Below are 17,920 nucleotides of genomic sequence, written 5' to 3' on the forward strand. Positions count from 1 at the left end.
GCGGCCGAATTGCATCATGCTGAACAGAACAAAATTCCGTGCTGTCCGGGGCGTCGGCCTTTTCAAAGCCCGATAATTCCGGGCTTTGTGGCCTTGTCTTAAGAGCAGTCTGGCACTTCCCCCGCGCTGGATTCGCCGAAAAGGCGCGGGGCTTCGGCACAAAATTGCGAAATCGTCCGCCCCGGCGATATTTCGCGACGCGAAAAATCCGCAGTTGTTCATGCGAGCGCCTTACGGACATCGGGATCCGCCAGCGTCTGGTCGAGAGTGAGACGCGTGCGCTCGACGATCGCATCGATATCGCCATCGGTGCAGCAGAGCGGCGGCGCGTAGCCGAGAACGCCATGCGCAAAGGCACGGATGATAAGACCGTTATCCCAGGCCCTGTCGAAGACCCGCCGCGCCGGCATCGCCGAAGCGGGAAGCGGCGTCTTCTTCTGCTTGTCAGTCACCAGCTCGACCGCCGCAAGCATGCCGCGGCCGCGCACATCACCGACAAGCGGATGGTCCCTCAGCCCGTCCAATCCTGCCATTAGCCGGGCGCCGGCCTTGATACCGTTTTCCAGGAGGCCGCCGTCTTCGTAAAGCTTCAGCACCTCGAGCGCGACGGCGGCGCTGACCGGATGAGCGGAATAGGTGTAGCCGTGGCCGACCGCAGCGTTGCCCGCGCCATCGGCGATGACCTGGTAGACATGGTCGGCCATGAGCACCGCGCCCATCGGCACATAGCCCGAAGTCAGGCCCTTGGCGGTCGTCATGAAATCGGGAACGATGTCCTCTTCCGTGCAGGCGAACAGCGGTCCTGTGCGGCCGAAGCCGGTGATCACCTCGTCGGCGATGAACAGGATGCCGTATTCACGGCAGATATCGCGTATCGCCTTGATCCAACCCTTTGGCGGTACGATGACGCCGCCCGAGCCCTGGATCGGCTCGGCATAGAAGGCGGCGACCCGCTCCGCTCCGATCGCCTCGATCTTGGCCTTCAGCGCGGCGAGCGATGCGGCGATGATCGCGGTGCCGTCCTCCCCGACCGGGTTACGATACGGATAGGGCGACGGGATCTTGTGCTGCCATTCGAAGGGAATGCCGAAGCCGGCGTGGAAGGCGGGCAGGGCCGTCAGGCCGGCACCGACCACCGACGATCCGTGATAGCCCTGCTCGATCGAAATGAACTGGTCGCGCTGCGGCTCGCCCTTTGCATTCCAGTAGTAGCGGATGAAGCGGATGGTGCTGTCGACCGCGTCTGATCCGCCAAGCGTGAAATAGACGTGGTTGAGGTCGCCCGGTGCGCGGTCAGCCAGTTCCGAAGCGAGCCGGATGGCCGGCTCCGAGCCGAGATCGAAATAGGCGGTGGCGTAAGGAAGCTCGCGCATTTGCCGGGCAGCCGCCTCGACGATGCTGTCATGGCCATAGCCGGCATTGACGCACCAAAGCCCGGCGAATCCGTCGACCAACTGCTTGCCGGACGCGTCGGTGACAGTTGCGCCCTTCGCCGACTTCAGCACGCGCACGCCAAGTGCCTCGTGACCGCGATAGGAGGAGACCGGATGTACGAGATGGGCGCGGTCGAGTTCGATCAGCGAATTGGCGAGCATTGTTTTTCTCCGAACTAGCCGAGCGCCTGGTTGGCGAGGGCATAAACTTTTGGCCGGGCCTGTGCCGCAGCCGTCCGAGATGGGCGATCCATGGCCACGCCGCCGCCGACATGGCCGAGGCCGATTTCCGTGAGCCAGCCGGCTATGCCGGTCCGGCTGTCGGTGTCGACGCGCAGGAAGGCGCCTGGGCGCGACGCGGCAAAGAACCCGATCAGTGCTTTGGCTTCCTCTACGCTGCCCGCGATGATCGGGCCGATCACCTCGCCGCGTCCGAACGGGCGGATCGCCGCGTAGGCCTCAAACGCGCCATTGCGGCGGATGATGGCGAATTGGCCGCGCTCGGCCAGCGCGTCGATCAAGGCTTCGCGGTCGGCGCCATAGGCGTCGCGGTCCAGCCTCTTGATCTCCGGCAGCTCATCGGCGCTTGCCGCTTCCACGCCGTCCGGCGCGCCAAGCTGAGCGACGCTGCCCTGATGTTGCAGGATGGTGCCCGAGGGCGCGAAGCCCAGTTTCTGATAGAGCGGCATGCCCTCCGCCGTCGCGACGAGCCGCAGGGGCCGATCTTCCGCAAGAGCGAAGGCCTGTTCCATAAGCCGACGCCCGAGCCCCATGCCGCGCGCGTTCCGGTCGACGATCACCATGTTGATCATGGCGCAGTCCGCACCATAGGGCGTCACCAGTATGGTTCCGGTGACCCGGCCCTGGTAGTCGAGCGCGACCGCGCCGCTCGAAAGCTGCAGCGCCATCTGCCAGTCCTGCGCGCGATGCGGCCAGTTCTCCTGGCGCGAAAGCGCCACCGCGCCCTCGATATGGTCCGGCCCGAAATCCCGGAGTTCGATCTCGCCCTGTTGCATGAGGCATCCTTCCGTCTCGCCCAAGTCTCGGCCATCGGCGCGCCGCAGATCGTCTGAAGGTTTCGGTCTCTGCGACATCTTTCGCCTTTGCGGGGGGCGCGCGCCGCATCTTCTGCTGGCAGCATCCTCGGTGGTCGCTTCACCCGTCGCGCAATGGCGGGCTTTGTCGACAGGCAGGATGCTACAGCGTGCCAAACCTGACGGCGGATACGGAACTTTCTGCTTTCGGAGAGCCGATTTCGGTCAAGTGGCTCGTCGCCTGCCCGCATATGATGACGTAAATCCCAGAGCGGGTGCGCTTCCACCGGAGATCGACAGACATGGCTTCTTTCAGGCCCAAATACATTACCTTCGACTGCTACGGCACGTTGACCTTTTTCCAGATGGCGGAAGCGGCGCGCGACCTCTATGGCAGCCGGCTTGACGAGCCGCGCATGCAGGAGTTCATCAAGAACTTCGCGGCCTATCGGCTGGACGAGATCCTGGGCGACTGGAAGCCTTATGCCGACGTCGTACACAACGCACTGGAGCGCGCTTGCAAGCGCAACGGCGTTGTCTTCAGCGCTGATGACGCCAAAATGGTCTATGAGCGTGTCCCGACCTGGGGACCGCATGCCGACGTTCCGGCAGGGCTTGCCAAGGTCGCCAAGGAAATCCCGCTGGTGATCCTCTCCAACGCCATGAACGCACAGATCATGTCCAATGTCGAAAAGCTCGGCGCCCCGTTCCATGCCGTCTACACGGCCGAGCAGGCACAGGCCTACAAACCGCGCTTCAAAGCCTTTGAGTATATGCTCGACATGCTGGGCTGTGGACCGGAAGACATCCTTCACTGCTCGTCTTCGTTCCGTTACGACCTGATGTCGGCGCATGATCTCGGCATCAAGAACAAGGTCTGGGTCAACCGCGGCCACGAGCCGGCCAACCCCTATTACGGTTACACTGAGATCGCCAATATTTCCGGTCTCCCGGGCGTGGTCGGTCTCTAAAGCAGGCGGATTGCCGATGAAGCTGATCTCCTACTGGCACGACACCGCCCCGGTCTTTTCCGGCGGGGCGCAAGGCCCGGTCGAGGGGCACTATGATGCCGCCATCGTCGGCGGCGGCTTCACCGGTCTCGCCGCCGCGCGCCAACTGGCGAAAGCCGGCGCCAAGGTGGTGGTGCTGGAAGCGGAGCGGGTCGGCTGGGGGGCGTCCGGGCGCAATGGGGGGCATCTTAACAATGGTCTCGCCCACAGCTACCTGTCGGCCAAGGCGGAACTCGGCAAGGAACGCGCGATTGCGCTCTACCGGGCGCTGGACGATTCCGTCGACACCATCGAGGCGCTGATCGCCGAGGAAGGCATCGACTGCAATTTCCGCCGCGCCGGCAAGCTGAAGCTCGCCTGCAAGCCGCAGCATTTCGAGGCGATCGCGCGCAACTTCGAAGCGGTCCAAGCCGAGGTCGATCCCGATACGGCGCTGCTGTCGGCCGCCGATCTCAAATCCGAGATCGGCTCGCCCTTCCATGGCGCGATGCTGTCGAAGAAGAGCGCCATGATGCATATGGGCCGCTATGTGACCGGCCTTGCCACGGCCGCCGCCCGCCACGGCGCGGTTATCCATGAGAACACCCGGGTGACGAACCGCAAGCAGGCCGGCGCCAGGCATGAGCTGACAACGTCCCGCGGTAAGATCAGCGCCGACAATGTGCTGGTGGCGACGGGTGCCTACACGACGCCGAATTTCGATTACTTCCGCCGCAGGCTCATCTCGGTCGGCAGCTTCATCATCGCCACGCGGCCGCTGAGCGACGCCGAGATCACTGCCACCATGCCGGGCAACCGGACCTGTGTGACCTCGATGAACATCGGCAACTACTTCCGGCTCGCACCCGACAAGCGTCTGATATTCGGCGGCCGCGCGCGCTTCTCGGCGACGTCGGACCAGCGCTCGGATGCCAAAAGCGGGCAGATATTGCGGGCGAGCCTCGCGGCGATTTTTCCGCAGCTCGCCAAGGTCGAGATCGACTATTGCTGGGGCGGTCTCGTCGACATGACCAAGGACCGCTTCCCGCGCGCCGGCTACTATGAGGGGGTCTGGTACGCGATGGGCTATTCCGGCCATGGCGCGCAGCTTTCCACCCATCTCGGCATGATTTTGGCCGATGCGATGCTCGGCCGCGAGGACCGCAATCCGCTGAAGGGGCTCGAGTGGCCTTCCATCCCGGGCTACTCGGGCAAGCCGTGGTTCCTGCCGATGGTCGGCCTCTACTACAAGGCGCTCGACCGGGTGAGTTAGGCAGTAGGGCAGTAGGGCAGTAGGGCAGTAGGGCAGTAGGGCAGTAGGGCAGTAGGGCAGTAGGGCAGTAGGGCAGTAGGTGCCGTCTTCCCTACCGCCCTATTGCCTTACTGCCCTATTCCCATGTGGAAGCTCTTCATCTCGAGATATTCCTCGATGCCGGCCTGCGCGCCCTCACGGCCGAGGCCGGACTGCTTGACGCCGCCGAAGGGGGCTACCTCCATCGAGACCGAGCCGGTGTTCAAGCCCACCATGCCGAACTCCAGCGCCTCGCCGACGCGCCAGGCGCGTTTCAAATTCTCCGTGTAGAAGTAGGAGGCAAGCCCGTAGGGCGTACCGTTGGCCAGCGCGATCGCCTCCTCTTCGGTCTCGAAACGAAAGAGCGGCGCGATCGGACCGAAAGTCTCTTCGCCGGCGAGCTGCATTTCCTTCGTGGCGCCGGCCAGCACCAGCGGCGCGACATATTGCTGACCTTCGGGCAAAGCCGGCTTCTCGGTGATGATCTTCGCACCCTTGGCGAGCGCGTCCTCGACATGGCGGTTGATCTTTTCGACCGCCGCCATGTTGATCATCGGCCCGATGGCGACGCCAGGCTGCGTGCCGGGCCCTACCGTCATGGCGTTGACGCGGGCGCTGAGCTTCGCGGCGAAGGCGTCATGGACACCGGCCTGGACGAGGATGCGGTTGGCGCACACGCAGGTCTGACCGCCATTGCGGAATTTTGAGACGAGCGCGCCCTCGACAGCGAGATCGAGATCGGCGTCGTCGAAGACGATGAAGGGGGCGTTGCCGCCAAGCTCGAGGCTGAGACGCTTCACGCCGTCGGCCGCGCCGCGCATCAGCAGCGAGCCGACGCGCGTCGAGCCGGTGAAGGAGATCTTGCGAACGGTCTCGTTGGCCATGATCTCGTTGCCGATGTCGGTCGGCATGCCGGTGACGATGTTGATGACGCCGGCCGGGATGCCGGCCCGCTCGGCGAGCACGCCGAGCGCCAGCGCCGAATAGGGCGTGAACTCGGACGGTTTGATCACCACCGTGCAGCCGGCGGCCAATGCCGGCGCGACCTTGCGGGTGATCATGGCGTTCGGAAAATTCCATGGCGTGATGATGCCGCAGACGCCGACCGGTTCCTTCAGCACGATGATGCGGCGGTCCTGCGTGGGCGAGGGGATGGTGTGGCCGTTGATGCGGCGTGCTTCCTCCGCGAACCATTTGACGAAGGACGCGCCGTAGCGTATCTCGCCCTTGGCCTCGTCCAGCGGCTTGCCCTGTTCTGTGGTCAGGATCAGTGCCAGATCGTCCAGATTCGCAAGCATCAGACCATGCCAGGCTTCCAGCAGCGCCGCGCGCTCGGCATTGGTCTTCTTCCTCCAGTCCCGATAGGCGGAGGCCGCGGCATCGATGGCAGCGCGGGTCTCCGCATTGGCCATGTCGGGCACTGTGCCGATCGTGGCCTGGGTCGCCGGGTCGATGACGTCGACCGTCTTGCCGGAGCCGGCAGCAACCCATTCACCGCCGATCAGGCCGGCTTCGCGGAAGAGGCTTTTGTCCTTCGGGGTTTTCATCGGAAACGATCTTGCATTCAGCTGAGCGCCGCGACGATGGCGGCTGTGATGGTGTCTGTTTTGTCCTTGCCGGCAGTGGTTCCGATGCCGCGCGCGGTCGTCGCTTCGACCGCCTTCATGATGCGATCTGCGGCGGCGGTTTCGCCGAGATGCTCGAGCATCATCGCACCCGACCAGATAGTGGCGATCGGATTGGCGATGCCGAGATGGGCGATGTCGGGCGCCGAGCCGTGCACCGGCTCGAACATTGACGGCGCCGAGCGGTCGGGATTGACGTTGGCGGAGGCGGCGTAGCCGAGCCCGCCCTGGATCGCCGCGCCGATGTCGGTCAGGATATCGCCGAAGAGATTGGAGGCGACGACGACGTCAAGGCTTTCCGGCTGCAGGATCATGCGGGCGGCGAGCGCGTCGACGTGGTAGCTGGTGACTATGACATCAGGATACTCCGCTGCCAGCTTGCGTGTGATCTCGTCCCAGAACACCATCGAATATTTCTGCGCGTTGGACTTGGTCACGGAGGCGAGCTTGCCGCGCCGTGCACGCGCCTGCTCGAAGCCGAAGCGCAGGATGCGCTCGACGCCGGCGCGGGTGAAGATCGAGGTTTCCACCGCGACTTCGTCCGGCGTGCCCTGGTGCACGCGACCGCCGGCGCCGGAATATTCGCCCTCAGTGTTCTCGCGGATGCACAGGATATCAAAACCTTCCGCTCGCAGCGGTCCGGTGACTCCCGGCAGCAGGCGATGCGGCCGGATGTTGGCGTATTGAACGAAGGCCTTGCGGATCGGCAGCAGCAAGCCATGCAGCGAGACTGAATCCGGTACCTCCGCCGGCCAGCCGACCGCGCCGAGCAGGATGGCGTCGAAGCCGCGCAGGGTCTTGATGCCGTCCTCCGGCATCATGCGGCCGGTATCCTTGTAGAATTTGCAGGACCAGCGAAATTCGGTTCCGGTCAAGGAAAAGCACGACTGTTTGGCCGCGGTTTCCAACACCGTCCAGGCGGCGGCGGTTACGTCGCGGCCAATGCCGTCACCGGGGATCAGGGCGATAGAATAGGACTTCATCGGCATCTCTTCACAGGCTGACCAGGACGCTCTTGGTCCTGCGGTTGGCGAGATAGGCCTCGCGGCCAAGGTCCTTGCCGATGCCGGAGCGCTTGTAGCCGCCGGTCGGCAGGATGTGGTCACGCGAGCGGCTGTAGCGGTTGACCCAGACCGTACCCGCCTCGAGCTTGCGCGCGATACGGATGGTGCGCGACAGGTCGGCGGTGAACAGGCCGGAAGCCAGCCCGTAGGTCGGGTGGCTGGACAGCGCCAGCGCCTCTTCCTCGGTCTCGAAGGTCTGGACGGTCAGGACCGGACCGAAGATTTCCTCGACAATTGCTGGATTGGCCTGGTCGACATTGGCGATCAGCGTCGGCGCGTAGAAATAGCCGGGCTCGTCCATGGCAGCGCCGCCGGTCAGGCATTCGCCGCCAGCCTCGACCGCGGTCCGTACGATGCCGTCGACGCGCGCGCGCTGCCGTTCCGAGATGAGCGGCGAATAGTGCGTCGCCTCGTCCCAGGTCGCGCCGGGCCGCACCGCTTTCACATTTTCCAGGATCGCCGTCGTCAGCCTGTCGGCAATGCTTTTTTCGACGACAAGGCGCGTGCCGGCCACGCAGGCCTGGCCGGCGTTGAAGGCGACGCTGCCGGCAATTGCCGTCGCCGCCTTGTCCAGATCGGCATCGGCAAAGACGAGCTGCGGACTCTTGCCGCCGAGCTCCAGCGTCATCGGCTTGACGCCGGTACGCGCGACATTTTCCATGATCGCCGAGCCGGCACGGGTCGAGCCGGTAAAGCTGACCTTGGCGATCTCTGGATGGCCGGTCAGCGCCGTGCCGGTCGTCGGACCGTCGCCAAGCACTACGTTGATCAGTCCGGCGGGCAGACCGGCTCTAAGGGCGAGTTGCGCCAGATAGACAGCCGAGAACGGCGTCATCTCGGAGGGTTTCAAGACGACCGCATTGCCCGCCGCCAGTGCCGGGCCGAGTTTCCAACCGGCCATCGAGATCGGAAAATTCCACGGCGTGATCGCGCCGACGACGCCATAGGGCTCGCTCATGATCATGCCGAGACTGGTGTCGTCGGTGGGGGCGAGCTCACTGCCTTCCTTGTCGGCGAATTCGGCGAAGAAGCGGATCTGCTCGGCGGTCACCGCGATGTCGCCGGCGACAAGCTGGCCGACGGGGCGAGTGGAGCACAGCGCCTCGATCCTGGCTAGCGTTGCGGCTTCCGCCTCGATCAGGTCGGCCCAGGCCTGCAGCGCCTTGGTGCGCTCGCGCGGCCGGACCCCGCCCCAATTGCTCGACTTCAGTGCCGCCTTGGCGGCTTCCACCGCACGGTCGACCACGTCGGCGCCGGCCACCGGGCAGGCGGTATATGCCTTGCCGTCCGACGGGCGGCGCATCTCGATCGCGCCATCGGCCACGATCAGCTCGCCGCCGATGAAATGGCCGACGGGAAGGGAGACGGTATCCGGGTCGAAGCTCAGGCTCATGGGCGCCTACTCTCAGCTATTCCGGGGAAGCCTAGCGCGGGCAGGCAAGCAGCATGCATCGTTCGCCGAACCGCTGCGGACGAATGTTGCGCTCGAGGCGGGCGGAACGGCAAAATCTGTTGCGGTGGCTGGAGGCCGGGCGCCGTCAACCGACCGTCACGTAGATCTTGCGCACCGTCTCGATGGTCTTCCAGACACCAGTGAAGCCCGGCTTCATCACGAAGCTGTCGCCGGCGCGATAGGTCACCGCCTCACCGGAGTCGGGCGTGATTTCGACCACGCCGGTGAGGATGTGGCAGAACTCGAAGGTCTCCCCCTTGATCGAGCGCGTCTCGCCCGGCGTCGCCTCCCATACGCCGGTATGGACGAGGTCGTCCTTGGCGACGTCCTGCGCCCAGGTCTTGAAGGCCGGGTCGCCGGCAATCAGCCGCTCGGGCAGCGCCTTGGATTCGCGCGGTGAAAAGCTCGGGTTGGTATCGACGGATTTGAGCAGGGACAAAGGTTGACCTTTCGGTTTGGACTTCAATAACCGCTCGAGCGGTCGACGAGCCCGATGGGATCGAGACCGGCGCGGTGGCGTCTGATGTTTTCGATGACGGCGCGCGCGGCGGTCGCGGGCTGGGTGACACTGGCGACATGCGGGGTCAGGATGATCTTGGGATGCGACCAGAACGGATGGCCAGCGGGCAGCGGTTCGGGGTCGGTCACATCGACCATCGCCGCCGACAGATGGCCGCTGTCGAGCGCGGCAATAAGCGCTTCGTGGTCGAGTTGCGGGCCACGGCCGGTGTGGACGAGAGTTGCGCCCTCGGGCAGTTTCGCGAGCAGCTTGGCGTTGAGGAACCCTCGTGTTTCCTCAGTCAGCGGCAGCAGGCAGATCAGTATGTCGCTGGCTGCGAGCATCTCCTCAAGGCCGAGTTGACCATGATGGCAGGTCACGCCCTCGATACGCCGCGGCGAGCGGCTCCAACCGGCAAGCGGAAAGCCGAACGGCTTCAACCGGTCGAGGACGGCCTGGCCAAGCTGCCCAAGACCAAGCACCCCGATCCGGCGCGACCCGGCCTGTGGCTGCGGGATATCGCGCCATTCGCCGGCACGCTGCTGCACCAGATAGGCTGGCAGGTTGCGGTGCAGCGCGAGCACGGCCAGCGTCACATATTCCTGCATCATGCGCACGATGCCTTCCTCGATCATGCGCACGACCTTCACCCTCGCGGGCACCGCATCGAAACGGAACTGATCGACGCCGGCGCCGATGGAGAACAGGATTTCCAGATCGCGGTAGCGATCGAGGTTTTCCGGCACCGTCCAGGTGATGAGAAAGCGCACCGCGTCTAGATCGACCGTCGCGGCGTCTGTGGCGAAGGGAAGGTCAGGCAATTCCTTCGCGAAGACCTCGGCGAAGATTGCGCCGCGCCGCGCATCGGAGTTGAACAGGAAGGTCATTCCGGTTGCTCCTTCAGCTCGCGCAACGCGCGCCAAGCGCCTCGATCATCCGCTGGCAGGCGGTGAGTTCGCTGGCCAGGATATATTCGTCCGGCTTGTGGGCGCGGGAGATGTCGCCAGGGCCGCAGATGATCGCATCGAAGCCAGCCGCCTGGTAAAGCCCGGCCTCGGTGCCATAGCTGACGGCGGCCAAAGGCGTCTCGCCGGTCAACGTGCCCAACAGTGCGGCCAATGTCGCATCCTGCGGCAGTGACAGCGCCGGATAGGCGCTGATTGGCGTCCATTCGACTTGGAAGCTCTTGGCGGCGAGAGCCTCGGCCCGCGCCTTGACCGGCGCGAGCAGGCTGGTCGGGTCGACGCCGGGTATGGCGCGGGCCTCCAGGTCCAGCGCGCAGCTGTCGGGGATGATGTTGACTGACTGTCCGCCTGTGATCACGCCAGCCTGTAGCGAGGAATAGGCAGGTTCGAAGGTCGCGTCGAACGGACCTTGCGTCAGCCGCCCGGCTTCGCTCACTGCTGCGGTCAGGACAGCGGCCATGGCATGGATGGCGTTAAGCCCAAGATCGGGCCGCGAGGAGTGACCAGAGCGCCCCCCTATGGTCACGCGGGCGGCCGCCTTGCCCTTGTGGCCGCGCACGGCGCGCATGCCGCTCGGTTCGCCGACGATCACGCCGAGCGGCTTGGCGCAAAGTTCGGGAAGCCGGGCAATCAGATGCGGCACGCCGCGGCACCCGATCTCCTCGTCATAGGAGAACGCGAGATGGACCGGTTTGGTAAGCCGAAACCCGGCCAACGTGGACACGGCCGCAAGCGCGGCGGCGAGAAACCCCTTCATGTCCGTTGTGCCGCGTCCATATAGCCGTTCGCCCTCGCGGCGCAACGCGAAAGGGGACGAGCTCCATTGCGGCTCACCGGCGGGGACGACGTCCATGTGGCCGGACAGGATATAGCCCGGAACATCGGCGGGACCGATCGTAGCGAAAAGATTGGAGCGGTCGCCTTCCGGCCCGGGAAGCAGGGTGACCTTTGCGCTATGTTGGCGGAGATAGGCGTCGACCCAACCAGCAATATCGCTGTTCGGCTTGCCGGCGACCGACGGAAAGGCGACGAGACGGTCGAGGATATCGAAGACGTCCATTTCAGTCCTCAACGCACTTTCGGGTTTGCGAATCCGGTCCCGCTGGTCATAACTGCAGGAATTGCGGAACAGCATGGGCGTGTTCTTTCGCGATTGCGTGCCGAAAGCGGAAGTGTTTCAGTCGAATCTTGCGTTGGCGCGCGGCATTCGAGCAAATCGTATCGGTCTGGTTGTTTAGCGTTGGCAGGGCAGGGGCGTTGTGTGTCACCTGTTACGCAATCTTTCAGAGGCAAGGAATTGAAGCCGTCCGAAAGCTTGAAAATCGATGCTTTCTCGATACGGATCGCCGACATCGCAGCCGTCGAGCTGGACCGCTTGCATGCGCTCTCATTGTCGGTGGGGTGGCCGCATCGTGCCGAGGACTGGCAATTCCTGCGCGAAACGGGACAAGGCTTCGTGGCGCTCGATGAGATTGGTCGGGTTCTGGGTTCTGCCATGTGGTTCGCTCACGGCGCCGGTTTGGCTACGGTCGGCATGGTCATCACCTCGCCACGACTTCAAACGCTGGGAGCGGCGCAATGGCTGATGAAGCGGGTCTTCGACAAGATCCCCAGCCGCGACTTGCGCCTCAATGCGACCCGCGCCGCGCGGCGGCTTTATCTTTCGCTGGACTTCCAGCCGGAGAAGACCGTCTATCAATGCCAGGGCATCGCCCGCGTGCCTGCGACAGGCGGCCTGACGGAGGCGCGCGGCGATATCCGTGGCTTGGATGCTAGCGACATTCGGGCGGCGACCGCGCTCGACTCGGCGGGCTTTGGCGTGAGGCGGACGGCGCTCGTTGAAAAGCTCTTCGCGCATTCGGCTGGCTATGGGCTTTTCGACGGGAAGAAGCTGACAGCATTTGCGCTCTGCCGCCCGTTTGGGCGTGGCCATGTCGTGGGGCCGGTCGTGGCCGAAAGCGATGCCGACGCCGTGGCGGTCGTGCGGCCGCACGTCGCCGATCATTCGGGATCCTTCCTTCGGATCGACACCCACATGGACGATGGCGAGTTCGCCGCCTTTTTGTCGCACGCCGGAATGCCGGTCTTCGACACGGTGCTGACCATGTCGTTAGGCAAACGCCTCGCCGATTTCGCTGACGGCGCCTCGGCTAGGCCGAAGACCTATGCTCTGGCAAGCCAAACTCTCGGGTAGTTCGGTGTTCCTATTAGGTCGACCAAAAAGCCGGCCAACGTTCACCATTGCACCGTTTGTATCCCGCGCATCTCCAAATCTGGACCGGACGTAGTCCTGAAACCTTGCGATCTGAACGTCCCGACACGGACATCTCGCGCCCGAACCCGACAGTCCTCTTTCGGCCCGAACCCGCCGCGCTCATACTCATTGATCCCTTTTTGTGAGATACGAAAGAAACACCGCTTGCATTGAAACTAGTCCTTCTGGTCCTTGGGTTCGCCAGACCATACGAGAGAATACGAGGGAAATGGGGTGGCGAACCACCCGCTAAGATATTGATTTCCGGTAGAAAACGACGACCCTCCGGGCCCACCATTCAGTCCGCCAGTTTTGGCGTTCTTTCGACCGTCTCAGAATAGTGTCGACATTTCCGTAGGTTAGCGACGCCATCGCGGCAACGCTTGGCGGAGACGCCGCCTTCGCTGCCCAGCCTGCCCGGAATTCGAGGCCTCGTCTCTCTAGGCCCATTTCCGTAGCCAACTGTTTGGAAAAGCGATGCTCGGGTGATGGTCGGAATCAGAGGCCGAGCAAGGCAGCCTGATCGGTCCAGGCGAGGGGAAGGCCGGACAGGCGCGACAGCCTATGGGCTGTGAGTTCGATCGGCTGGTTGCCGGTGATGATCTTCGACACGATCTTCGGCGAGAGAAACGCCAGCGGCAGGAGCCTGCTCACCTCGGAGACTGTCGTCGCGTTCAAGCTAGCGATCTCCGTCAGGCTTCGGCTAGAGCCATCTGTGAGTTGATGGAGATATCGCTGGGAGCGTTGCACTACGTCGATCAATCCGGCGTCCGGCTCGGCGGCGTTGGATGAGCGATCCGTTAAAACAATGCGCATCTCAACACCGCGTCGCTTGATGTCGAACGGGCAAGAGATAGAAATGGTTTCGGTATCGCCGCCATCAGATGGCAACGCTCTATCGTGCAGGTGTTCGGACAGTGCCCGGCCGTCGATGTCGATTGCCAGTGTCGTCTGACCAAGCGTGATGCGACGGACCAGTTTCTGCAGTAGTGATCGCTTATGGTCTGCAGTGTCGGAGGTCCAGGCAGTCTTGATCTCAGCCGCGCGACGCATCGCGTTTTGAATTTCGGCTGCGCTTCCCCATCGCTGAATCAAATCAGCGATTTGGCTGTGCTCGCTGAGAATACGATTCAGCAGATGTTCAACGACTGATTCAACTGCATCGGCGGGAAGGCGCCATCCGTCGGAGCTGCCGCGTCGCTGATCAACGAACTGTTTTGAAACGTAGTAGTGATAGCGGACGCCGCGCTTGTTGGCATGCACTGATCGAAGCTTCTCGCCGTGTTCGTCAAAGAGCAGCCCGGTGAGAAGATGCTGCTGAGTGACGTTTGATGTGCTCCTACGTCGCGGCGCCTGGGATGCCAAGAGCGCCTGCGCCTCATCGAACACCGGACCTGCGATGATCGGCTCGTGCTCGCCGTCGTGGACCTGATCCTTGTGCTTGGTCTTGCCGATGTAGATTGGGTTCGAAAGCAGGTGGTAGAGGTTGCCACGGCCGAATGGCATCGTGACGGAAATGGTTCCATCCTGGCGTTCTCGGGTTCGAGTGACGAGGCCATCCCGCGCGGCCTCGTCAGCGAGGTCACGCACGGACTTCAGCACAAGGTGGCGATCGAAGAGGTGTCGGACGATCTTCGCTTCAGCTTCATCGATCACAAGCTTTCGGTGCTCCACGCGATACCCGAGCGGCACCACACCACCCATCCACATGCCCTTCTTCTTGGAGGCTGCGATCTTGTCACGGATGCGCTCGGCCGTGACCTCGCGCTCGAACTGCGCGAAGGAGAGAAGCACATTGAGCGTCAGCCGGCCCATCGATGTGGTGGTGTTGAACTGCTGGGTGACGGAGACGAAGGACACCGAACTGGCGTCGAAGATCTCGACGATCTTGGAGAAGTCCATCAGCGAGCGGGTGAGGCGGTCGATCTTGTAGACGACCACGACATCCACCCTCTTGTCGCGGATGTCCTGGAGCAGTCGCTGCAGGGCAGGGCGCTCCATCGTCCCGCCAGAGATGCCGCCGTCGTCATAGCGATCAGGGACGAGCTTCCAGCCAAGCCCAATCTGCGACGCGATGAAGGCAACGCACGCCTCGCGCTGGGCGTCGAGGGAGTTGAATTCCTGATCGAGACCTTCCTCGCTCGATTTACGCGTGTAGACGGCGCAGCGCAGGCGCGGTGTGGAGTTGCCGCTCATAGGCCGAAGAACCTCGGACCGGACCAATGCGCGCCGGTGATCTTGCGCGCGATCGAGGATAGCGATGGATAGACTTTGGCCTCGAAGACGAAGCCATCTTCGATCACGTCGACGATGTGGGTCTTGCCGTTCCAGTCACGCACCAACCGGGCGCCTGGCAGAACTTGTTTGCGCTTTTGGGCGATCGTCACCTTGATGTCGTCGACAACGACGTTAGCTTTGTCGTCGCGGTTGGCGATCTTCTTTTCGACCCGGTCTATGGCGGACCTGAGCATGCGACGCGTCTCGGCGGAAAATCCACCTAGACGCTTTGCTTGAAGATGCCAGGCCGCTGCCCTGATCAGAAGTTCACGCCGGACACCTTTTGGTGGAGCACACCTGTAGATCTTCTCCCATTGGGCTGTGAGTTCCTCGCGGGAGAGGTCGCCCAGGGCGGCGACCTCTGCTTCGATATCGATCTTGGCTCGCATGACCATCAAGCGCCGCCCTTAGCGCTTTCATCGATGCGATATCGCCGAACCCCATCCTTGCCGACGTCGCTGACCAAGTTGAGGCCGAGCTTCTTCTTGACCACTGCCGACATGAAGCCGCGTACCGAGTGGGCCTGCCAGCCGGTCGTTTCCATCATCATCTCAATAGTGGCGCCCTTGGCCAGGCGGAGCTTCTTCAGCACCAGATCCGCCTTGCTCTGCTTGATGTCGGTGCGGGGCGTGGCCTTCGGTGGCTTTGCCTGTGCCGGCTCGACAGCGCCTTTTGCATCACAAGTTTTCTTTTCGGGCGGCTTCGGCTTCTTCGCCCGCTTAGACGCGGCAGGCGGTGCATCCCAAATATGCTCATGCGGTTCCGGCGGGATTTGAAGCTTGTCGTTGTCCGATACAGTGCCTTGATCGGTGCCGAGTGTCGCCATGGTCGTTCTCCTCAGTTTGAGGCGTCGGCCAATCCGGCGCCTGTACTGACTTGAGCCCGCTTGGCGGGCTGGAGACCTGGTCCTGGCGAAGGCGAAAACCGCCGCGTTGTTACCTAGAGAAATGCTTGCGTGCGCAACCAAGTCCAGTGGAATGTGCCTCGACGGCTAGTTATTTCAAAGGTATCGGGCAACAGGGATATTGCCGAGCCCGATAATATGCAGGTCTTGTAAGACTTTGGCCTTCGATCCGGGATCGACAGGCGGGGGCGGCGGTGTTGGCGGCTTCACCGTTTGACCAGGCAAAAGCTTTGTCGCTCGCTTCGGAGCAGGAGGCGCTTTAGGCGCTGCTTTCGCCGCCTTTGGCGCAAATGCGATGCTGATCTTGTTTACGTCTTTCCAAGAACCTTTGAGACCAAACCCGAGATTTGCAGCAGCCGAGTCGAAGGGAATTTTTGCGATCTTGACGCTCCCATCTGCCTTTTGAAGCAAAGTAAATTGAAGCACATAAGAAGCCCCTTCGGGCTTAGTGTGGGTTTCGGCATAGGCATCCTGGAGCTGCGCGAGCCACACGCCGATTCCTAGATCCCCCACCAACCGGGAATTGCGTTTACGACGTCCTTCAACGGCGTCCGTGTCACAGGTGATTTCGTCCTCGCTACCAAGTCCCATGGTGAACTTGTAGCCAACGAGACGATCAGCGGTACCTGTGACGTCGGTAGCGAGCGCCAAGCTCAACGTCTGCGGCACAAAAGGCACATCGTTTCCGGCACTAAAGTTTCCATTTGATTCGGCGACAACGTTCAGCGACAGGTCGACGGTCGCGTTGCCGGACAAGGCATCCGGTCCCGCCGTCACTCGAGCCGGTGATCTCTTCCTGCTTGCCGATCATCGGCTGATCTGCGGCAACGCGCTTTCGGCCGAGGTCTTTGCAGCGCTCATGCAAGGGGAAACGGCGTCAGTGTGTTTTACCGATCCCCCATACAACGTTCCCATCGGTGGACACGTCACCGGTCTCGGCAAGACGCAGCATCGTGAGTTCGCGATGGCTTCCGGCGAAATGTCCGACGACGAGTTCGCTCGTTTTCTCGAGCAATCATTCGCTGAGATAGCCGCCTGTTCTAAACAGGGCGCGATCGCTTTCGTGTGTATGGACTGGCGTCACATCGCGGAGACCGTTGTCGCAGGCAAAGCAGCGTTCGGCGACCTGCTCAATCTGTGCGTCTGGAACAAGACCAATGCCGGCATGGGCAGCCTCTACCGCTCGCAGCATGAGCTGGTCCTGGTGTTCAAGAATGGCAAGGGGCCGCATCGCAACAACGTCGAGCTTGGCAAGCACGGCCGTCACCGCTCCAACGTCTGGACTTATCGCGGTATCACCAGTTTTGGCGCCGACCGGATGGCCGATCTGGCGTCGCACCTCACCGTCAAGCCGATCAATCTGGTTGCCGACGCGCTGCTCGACGTCAGCAAGCGCGGCGATTTGGTTCTCGATCCATTTGGAGGGTCCGGGACCACGCTGCTTGCCGCGCAAAAGACCAGGCGCCGGGCCCGGCTGATCGAGATCGATCCTCATTACTGCGATCTCATCATCCGGCGCTTCGAAAAGCACACCGGGAAGCAGGCGACGTTCGCTGCGACCGGCGAAACTTTTGAGGAGCTGAGCGAACGGCGCGCTAGCGAAATTGTCCCGGCGCCCGAAAACGCGAAGGCATGGGCAACGCAATCTGAAAACGTGGAAGGTGTGCTGTGAGCGGCCGAAAGGGAAATCGAAAAAGATCCGCCGATTACGAGGTCGGCTATGGGAAACCGCCCTCGGAGCACCAGTTCGCAAAGGGCCAGTCGGGCAATCCGAGGGGCCGTCCGAAAGGCAAGAAGAACATTGACACGATGCTTCGAGAGGCGTTGTTCGCGCCGATCCCGATCCAGATGAATGGCAAGACCACGAACGTGTCTGCGCTTGAGGCCATAGTTCTCAAGTTGCGTAACAATGCGATCGCCGGCGACTACCGCTCGGCGGTGCAGGCGATTCAACTCGCAATACGCGCGCTCCAGCCTGAGGAGAGCGAATCCAGCGCCGCCAGCCCTCTCGATCAGACTGTAATGATGGACCTCATGCGCGACTATCTCGAGCATCAGGACCCAGCCGCGAACGACGACGGCGACGTCCCCAAAACCGATGAGGAAGAGGACCAATGAACGCACCCTTTTCC

The 17,920-nt window shown here is 62.8% G+C and carries 17 protein-coding genes; 5 read left to right on the forward strand and 12 right to left on the reverse strand.

Features of this window, described 5'->3' with window-relative positions:
- Window positions 1–218: 218 nt before the first annotated feature.
- Both CK230_RS21840 and CK230_RS21845 read right to left on the reverse strand, forming a co-directional pair.
- On the reverse strand, window positions 219–1,595 hold the full coding sequence (locus tag CK230_RS21840) for an aspartate aminotransferase family protein (protein WP_095819219.1): 1,377 nt from the start codon (window positions 1,593–1,595) through the stop codon (window positions 219–221).
- A 14-nt stretch (window positions 1,596–1,609) separates the two neighbouring features.
- Complete coding sequence (locus tag CK230_RS21845) at window positions 1,610–2,449, reverse strand: GNAT family N-acetyltransferase (RefSeq protein ID WP_095819220.1); 840 nt, start codon at window positions 2,447–2,449, stop codon at window positions 1,610–1,612.
- 320 nt (window positions 2,450–2,769) lie between these two features.
- Here CK230_RS21845 and CK230_RS21850 point away from each other — a divergent pair, with 320 nt between their 5' ends.
- On the forward strand, window positions 2,770–3,438 hold the full coding sequence (locus CK230_RS21850) for a haloacid dehalogenase type II (protein WP_095819221.1): 669 nt from the start codon (window positions 2,770–2,772) through the stop codon (window positions 3,436–3,438).
- Window positions 3,439–3,454: 16 nt separating this feature from the next.
- On the forward strand, window positions 3,455–4,729 hold the full coding sequence (locus CK230_RS21855; protein WP_095819222.1) for an FAD-binding oxidoreductase: 1,275 nt from the start codon (window positions 3,455–3,457) through the stop codon (window positions 4,727–4,729).
- 107 nt (window positions 4,730–4,836) lie between these two features.
- Here the strand turns inward: CK230_RS21855 and CK230_RS21860 are convergent, their stop codons facing one another.
- From CK230_RS21860 to argE, 6 genes are all read right to left on the reverse strand, one after another.
- On the reverse strand, window positions 4,837–6,294 hold the full coding sequence (locus tag CK230_RS21860; RefSeq protein ID WP_095819223.1) for an NAD-dependent succinate-semialdehyde dehydrogenase: 1,458 nt from the start codon (window positions 6,292–6,294) through the stop codon (window positions 4,837–4,839).
- Window positions 6,295–6,311: 17 nt separating this feature from the next.
- Complete coding sequence (locus CK230_RS21865) at window positions 6,312–7,355, reverse strand: tartrate dehydrogenase (RefSeq protein WP_095819369.1); 1,044 nt, start codon at window positions 7,353–7,355, stop codon at window positions 6,312–6,314.
- Window positions 7,356–7,365: 10 nt separating this feature from the next.
- Window positions 7,366–8,829, reverse strand: coding sequence for an aldehyde dehydrogenase family protein (locus CK230_RS21870; RefSeq protein ID WP_095819224.1), 1,464 nt, complete (start codon window positions 8,827–8,829; stop codon window positions 7,366–7,368).
- Between the two features lie 145 nt (window positions 8,830–8,974).
- Window positions 8,975–9,328 carry a cupin domain-containing protein gene (locus tag CK230_RS21875; RefSeq protein WP_095819225.1) on the reverse strand — a complete coding sequence of 118 codons (354 nt, stop codon included), beginning with the start codon at window positions 9,326–9,328 and terminating at the stop codon, window positions 8,975–8,977.
- Window positions 9,329–9,351: 23 nt separating this feature from the next.
- Entirely contained in the window at window positions 9,352–10,275 is a 924-nt protein-coding gene (locus CK230_RS21880) for a glyoxylate/hydroxypyruvate reductase A (protein WP_095819226.1), read from the reverse strand.
- 13 nt (window positions 10,276–10,288) lie between these two features.
- The gene (gene argE, locus CK230_RS21885; protein ID WP_095819227.1) at window positions 10,289–11,413 is read right to left on the reverse strand and encodes an acetylornithine deacetylase; all 1,125 of its coding nucleotides are present in this window, start codon (window positions 11,411–11,413) and stop codon (window positions 10,289–10,291) included.
- A 237-nt stretch (window positions 11,414–11,650) separates the two neighbouring features.
- On the opposite strand from argE, the gene CK230_RS21890 reads away from it, so the two are divergent.
- Complete coding sequence (locus CK230_RS21890) at window positions 11,651–12,547, forward strand: GNAT family N-acetyltransferase (RefSeq protein WP_245430012.1); 897 nt, start codon at window positions 11,651–11,653, stop codon at window positions 12,545–12,547.
- Between the two features lie 558 nt (window positions 12,548–13,105).
- Here CK230_RS21890 and CK230_RS21895 read toward each other — a convergent pair.
- The 4 genes from CK230_RS21895 to CK230_RS21910 all read right to left on the reverse strand — a co-directional run bounded on the left by CK230_RS21895 (window position 13,106) and on the right by CK230_RS21910 (window position 16,544).
- Entirely contained in the window at window positions 13,106–14,803 is a 1,698-nt protein-coding gene (locus tag CK230_RS21895; protein WP_095819229.1) for a recombinase family protein, read from the reverse strand.
- Window positions 14,800–15,279, reverse strand: a complete 480-nt coding sequence (locus CK230_RS21900; protein WP_210201489.1) for a DUF2924 domain-containing protein — start codon at window positions 15,277–15,279, stop codon at window positions 14,800–14,802. The genes CK230_RS21895 and CK230_RS21900 overlap by 4 nt, the downstream gene beginning before the upstream one ends.
- Window positions 15,279–15,710 carry a DUF3489 domain-containing protein gene (locus CK230_RS21905; protein ID WP_095819230.1) on the reverse strand — a complete coding sequence of 144 codons (432 nt, stop codon included), beginning with the start codon at window positions 15,708–15,710 and terminating at the stop codon, window positions 15,279–15,281. Before CK230_RS21905 ends, CK230_RS21900 begins: the two co-directional genes overlap by 1 nt.
- Before the next feature lie 174 nt (window positions 15,711–15,884).
- Complete coding sequence (locus tag CK230_RS21910) at window positions 15,885–16,544, reverse strand: hypothetical protein (protein ID WP_245430013.1); 660 nt, start codon at window positions 16,542–16,544, stop codon at window positions 15,885–15,887.
- On the opposite strand from CK230_RS21910, the gene CK230_RS21915 reads away from it, so the two are divergent.
- Both CK230_RS21915 and CK230_RS21920 read left to right on the forward strand, forming a co-directional pair.
- Complete coding sequence (locus CK230_RS21915; RefSeq protein ID WP_245430014.1) at window positions 16,534–17,460, forward strand: site-specific DNA-methyltransferase; 927 nt, start codon at window positions 16,534–16,536, stop codon at window positions 17,458–17,460. The genes CK230_RS21910 and CK230_RS21915 overlap by 11 nt on opposite strands.
- Window positions 17,457–17,906, forward strand: a complete 450-nt coding sequence (locus tag CK230_RS21920) for a DUF5681 domain-containing protein (protein WP_095819233.1) — start codon at window positions 17,457–17,459, stop codon at window positions 17,904–17,906. Before CK230_RS21915 ends, CK230_RS21920 begins: the two co-directional genes overlap by 4 nt.
- Window positions 17,907–17,920: the final 14 nt, after the last annotated feature.

The sequence above is a fragment of the Mesorhizobium sp. WSM3859 genome, assembly GCF_002295065.1.
Taxonomy (GTDB): Bacteria; Pseudomonadota; Alphaproteobacteria; order Rhizobiales; family Rhizobiaceae; genus Mesorhizobium.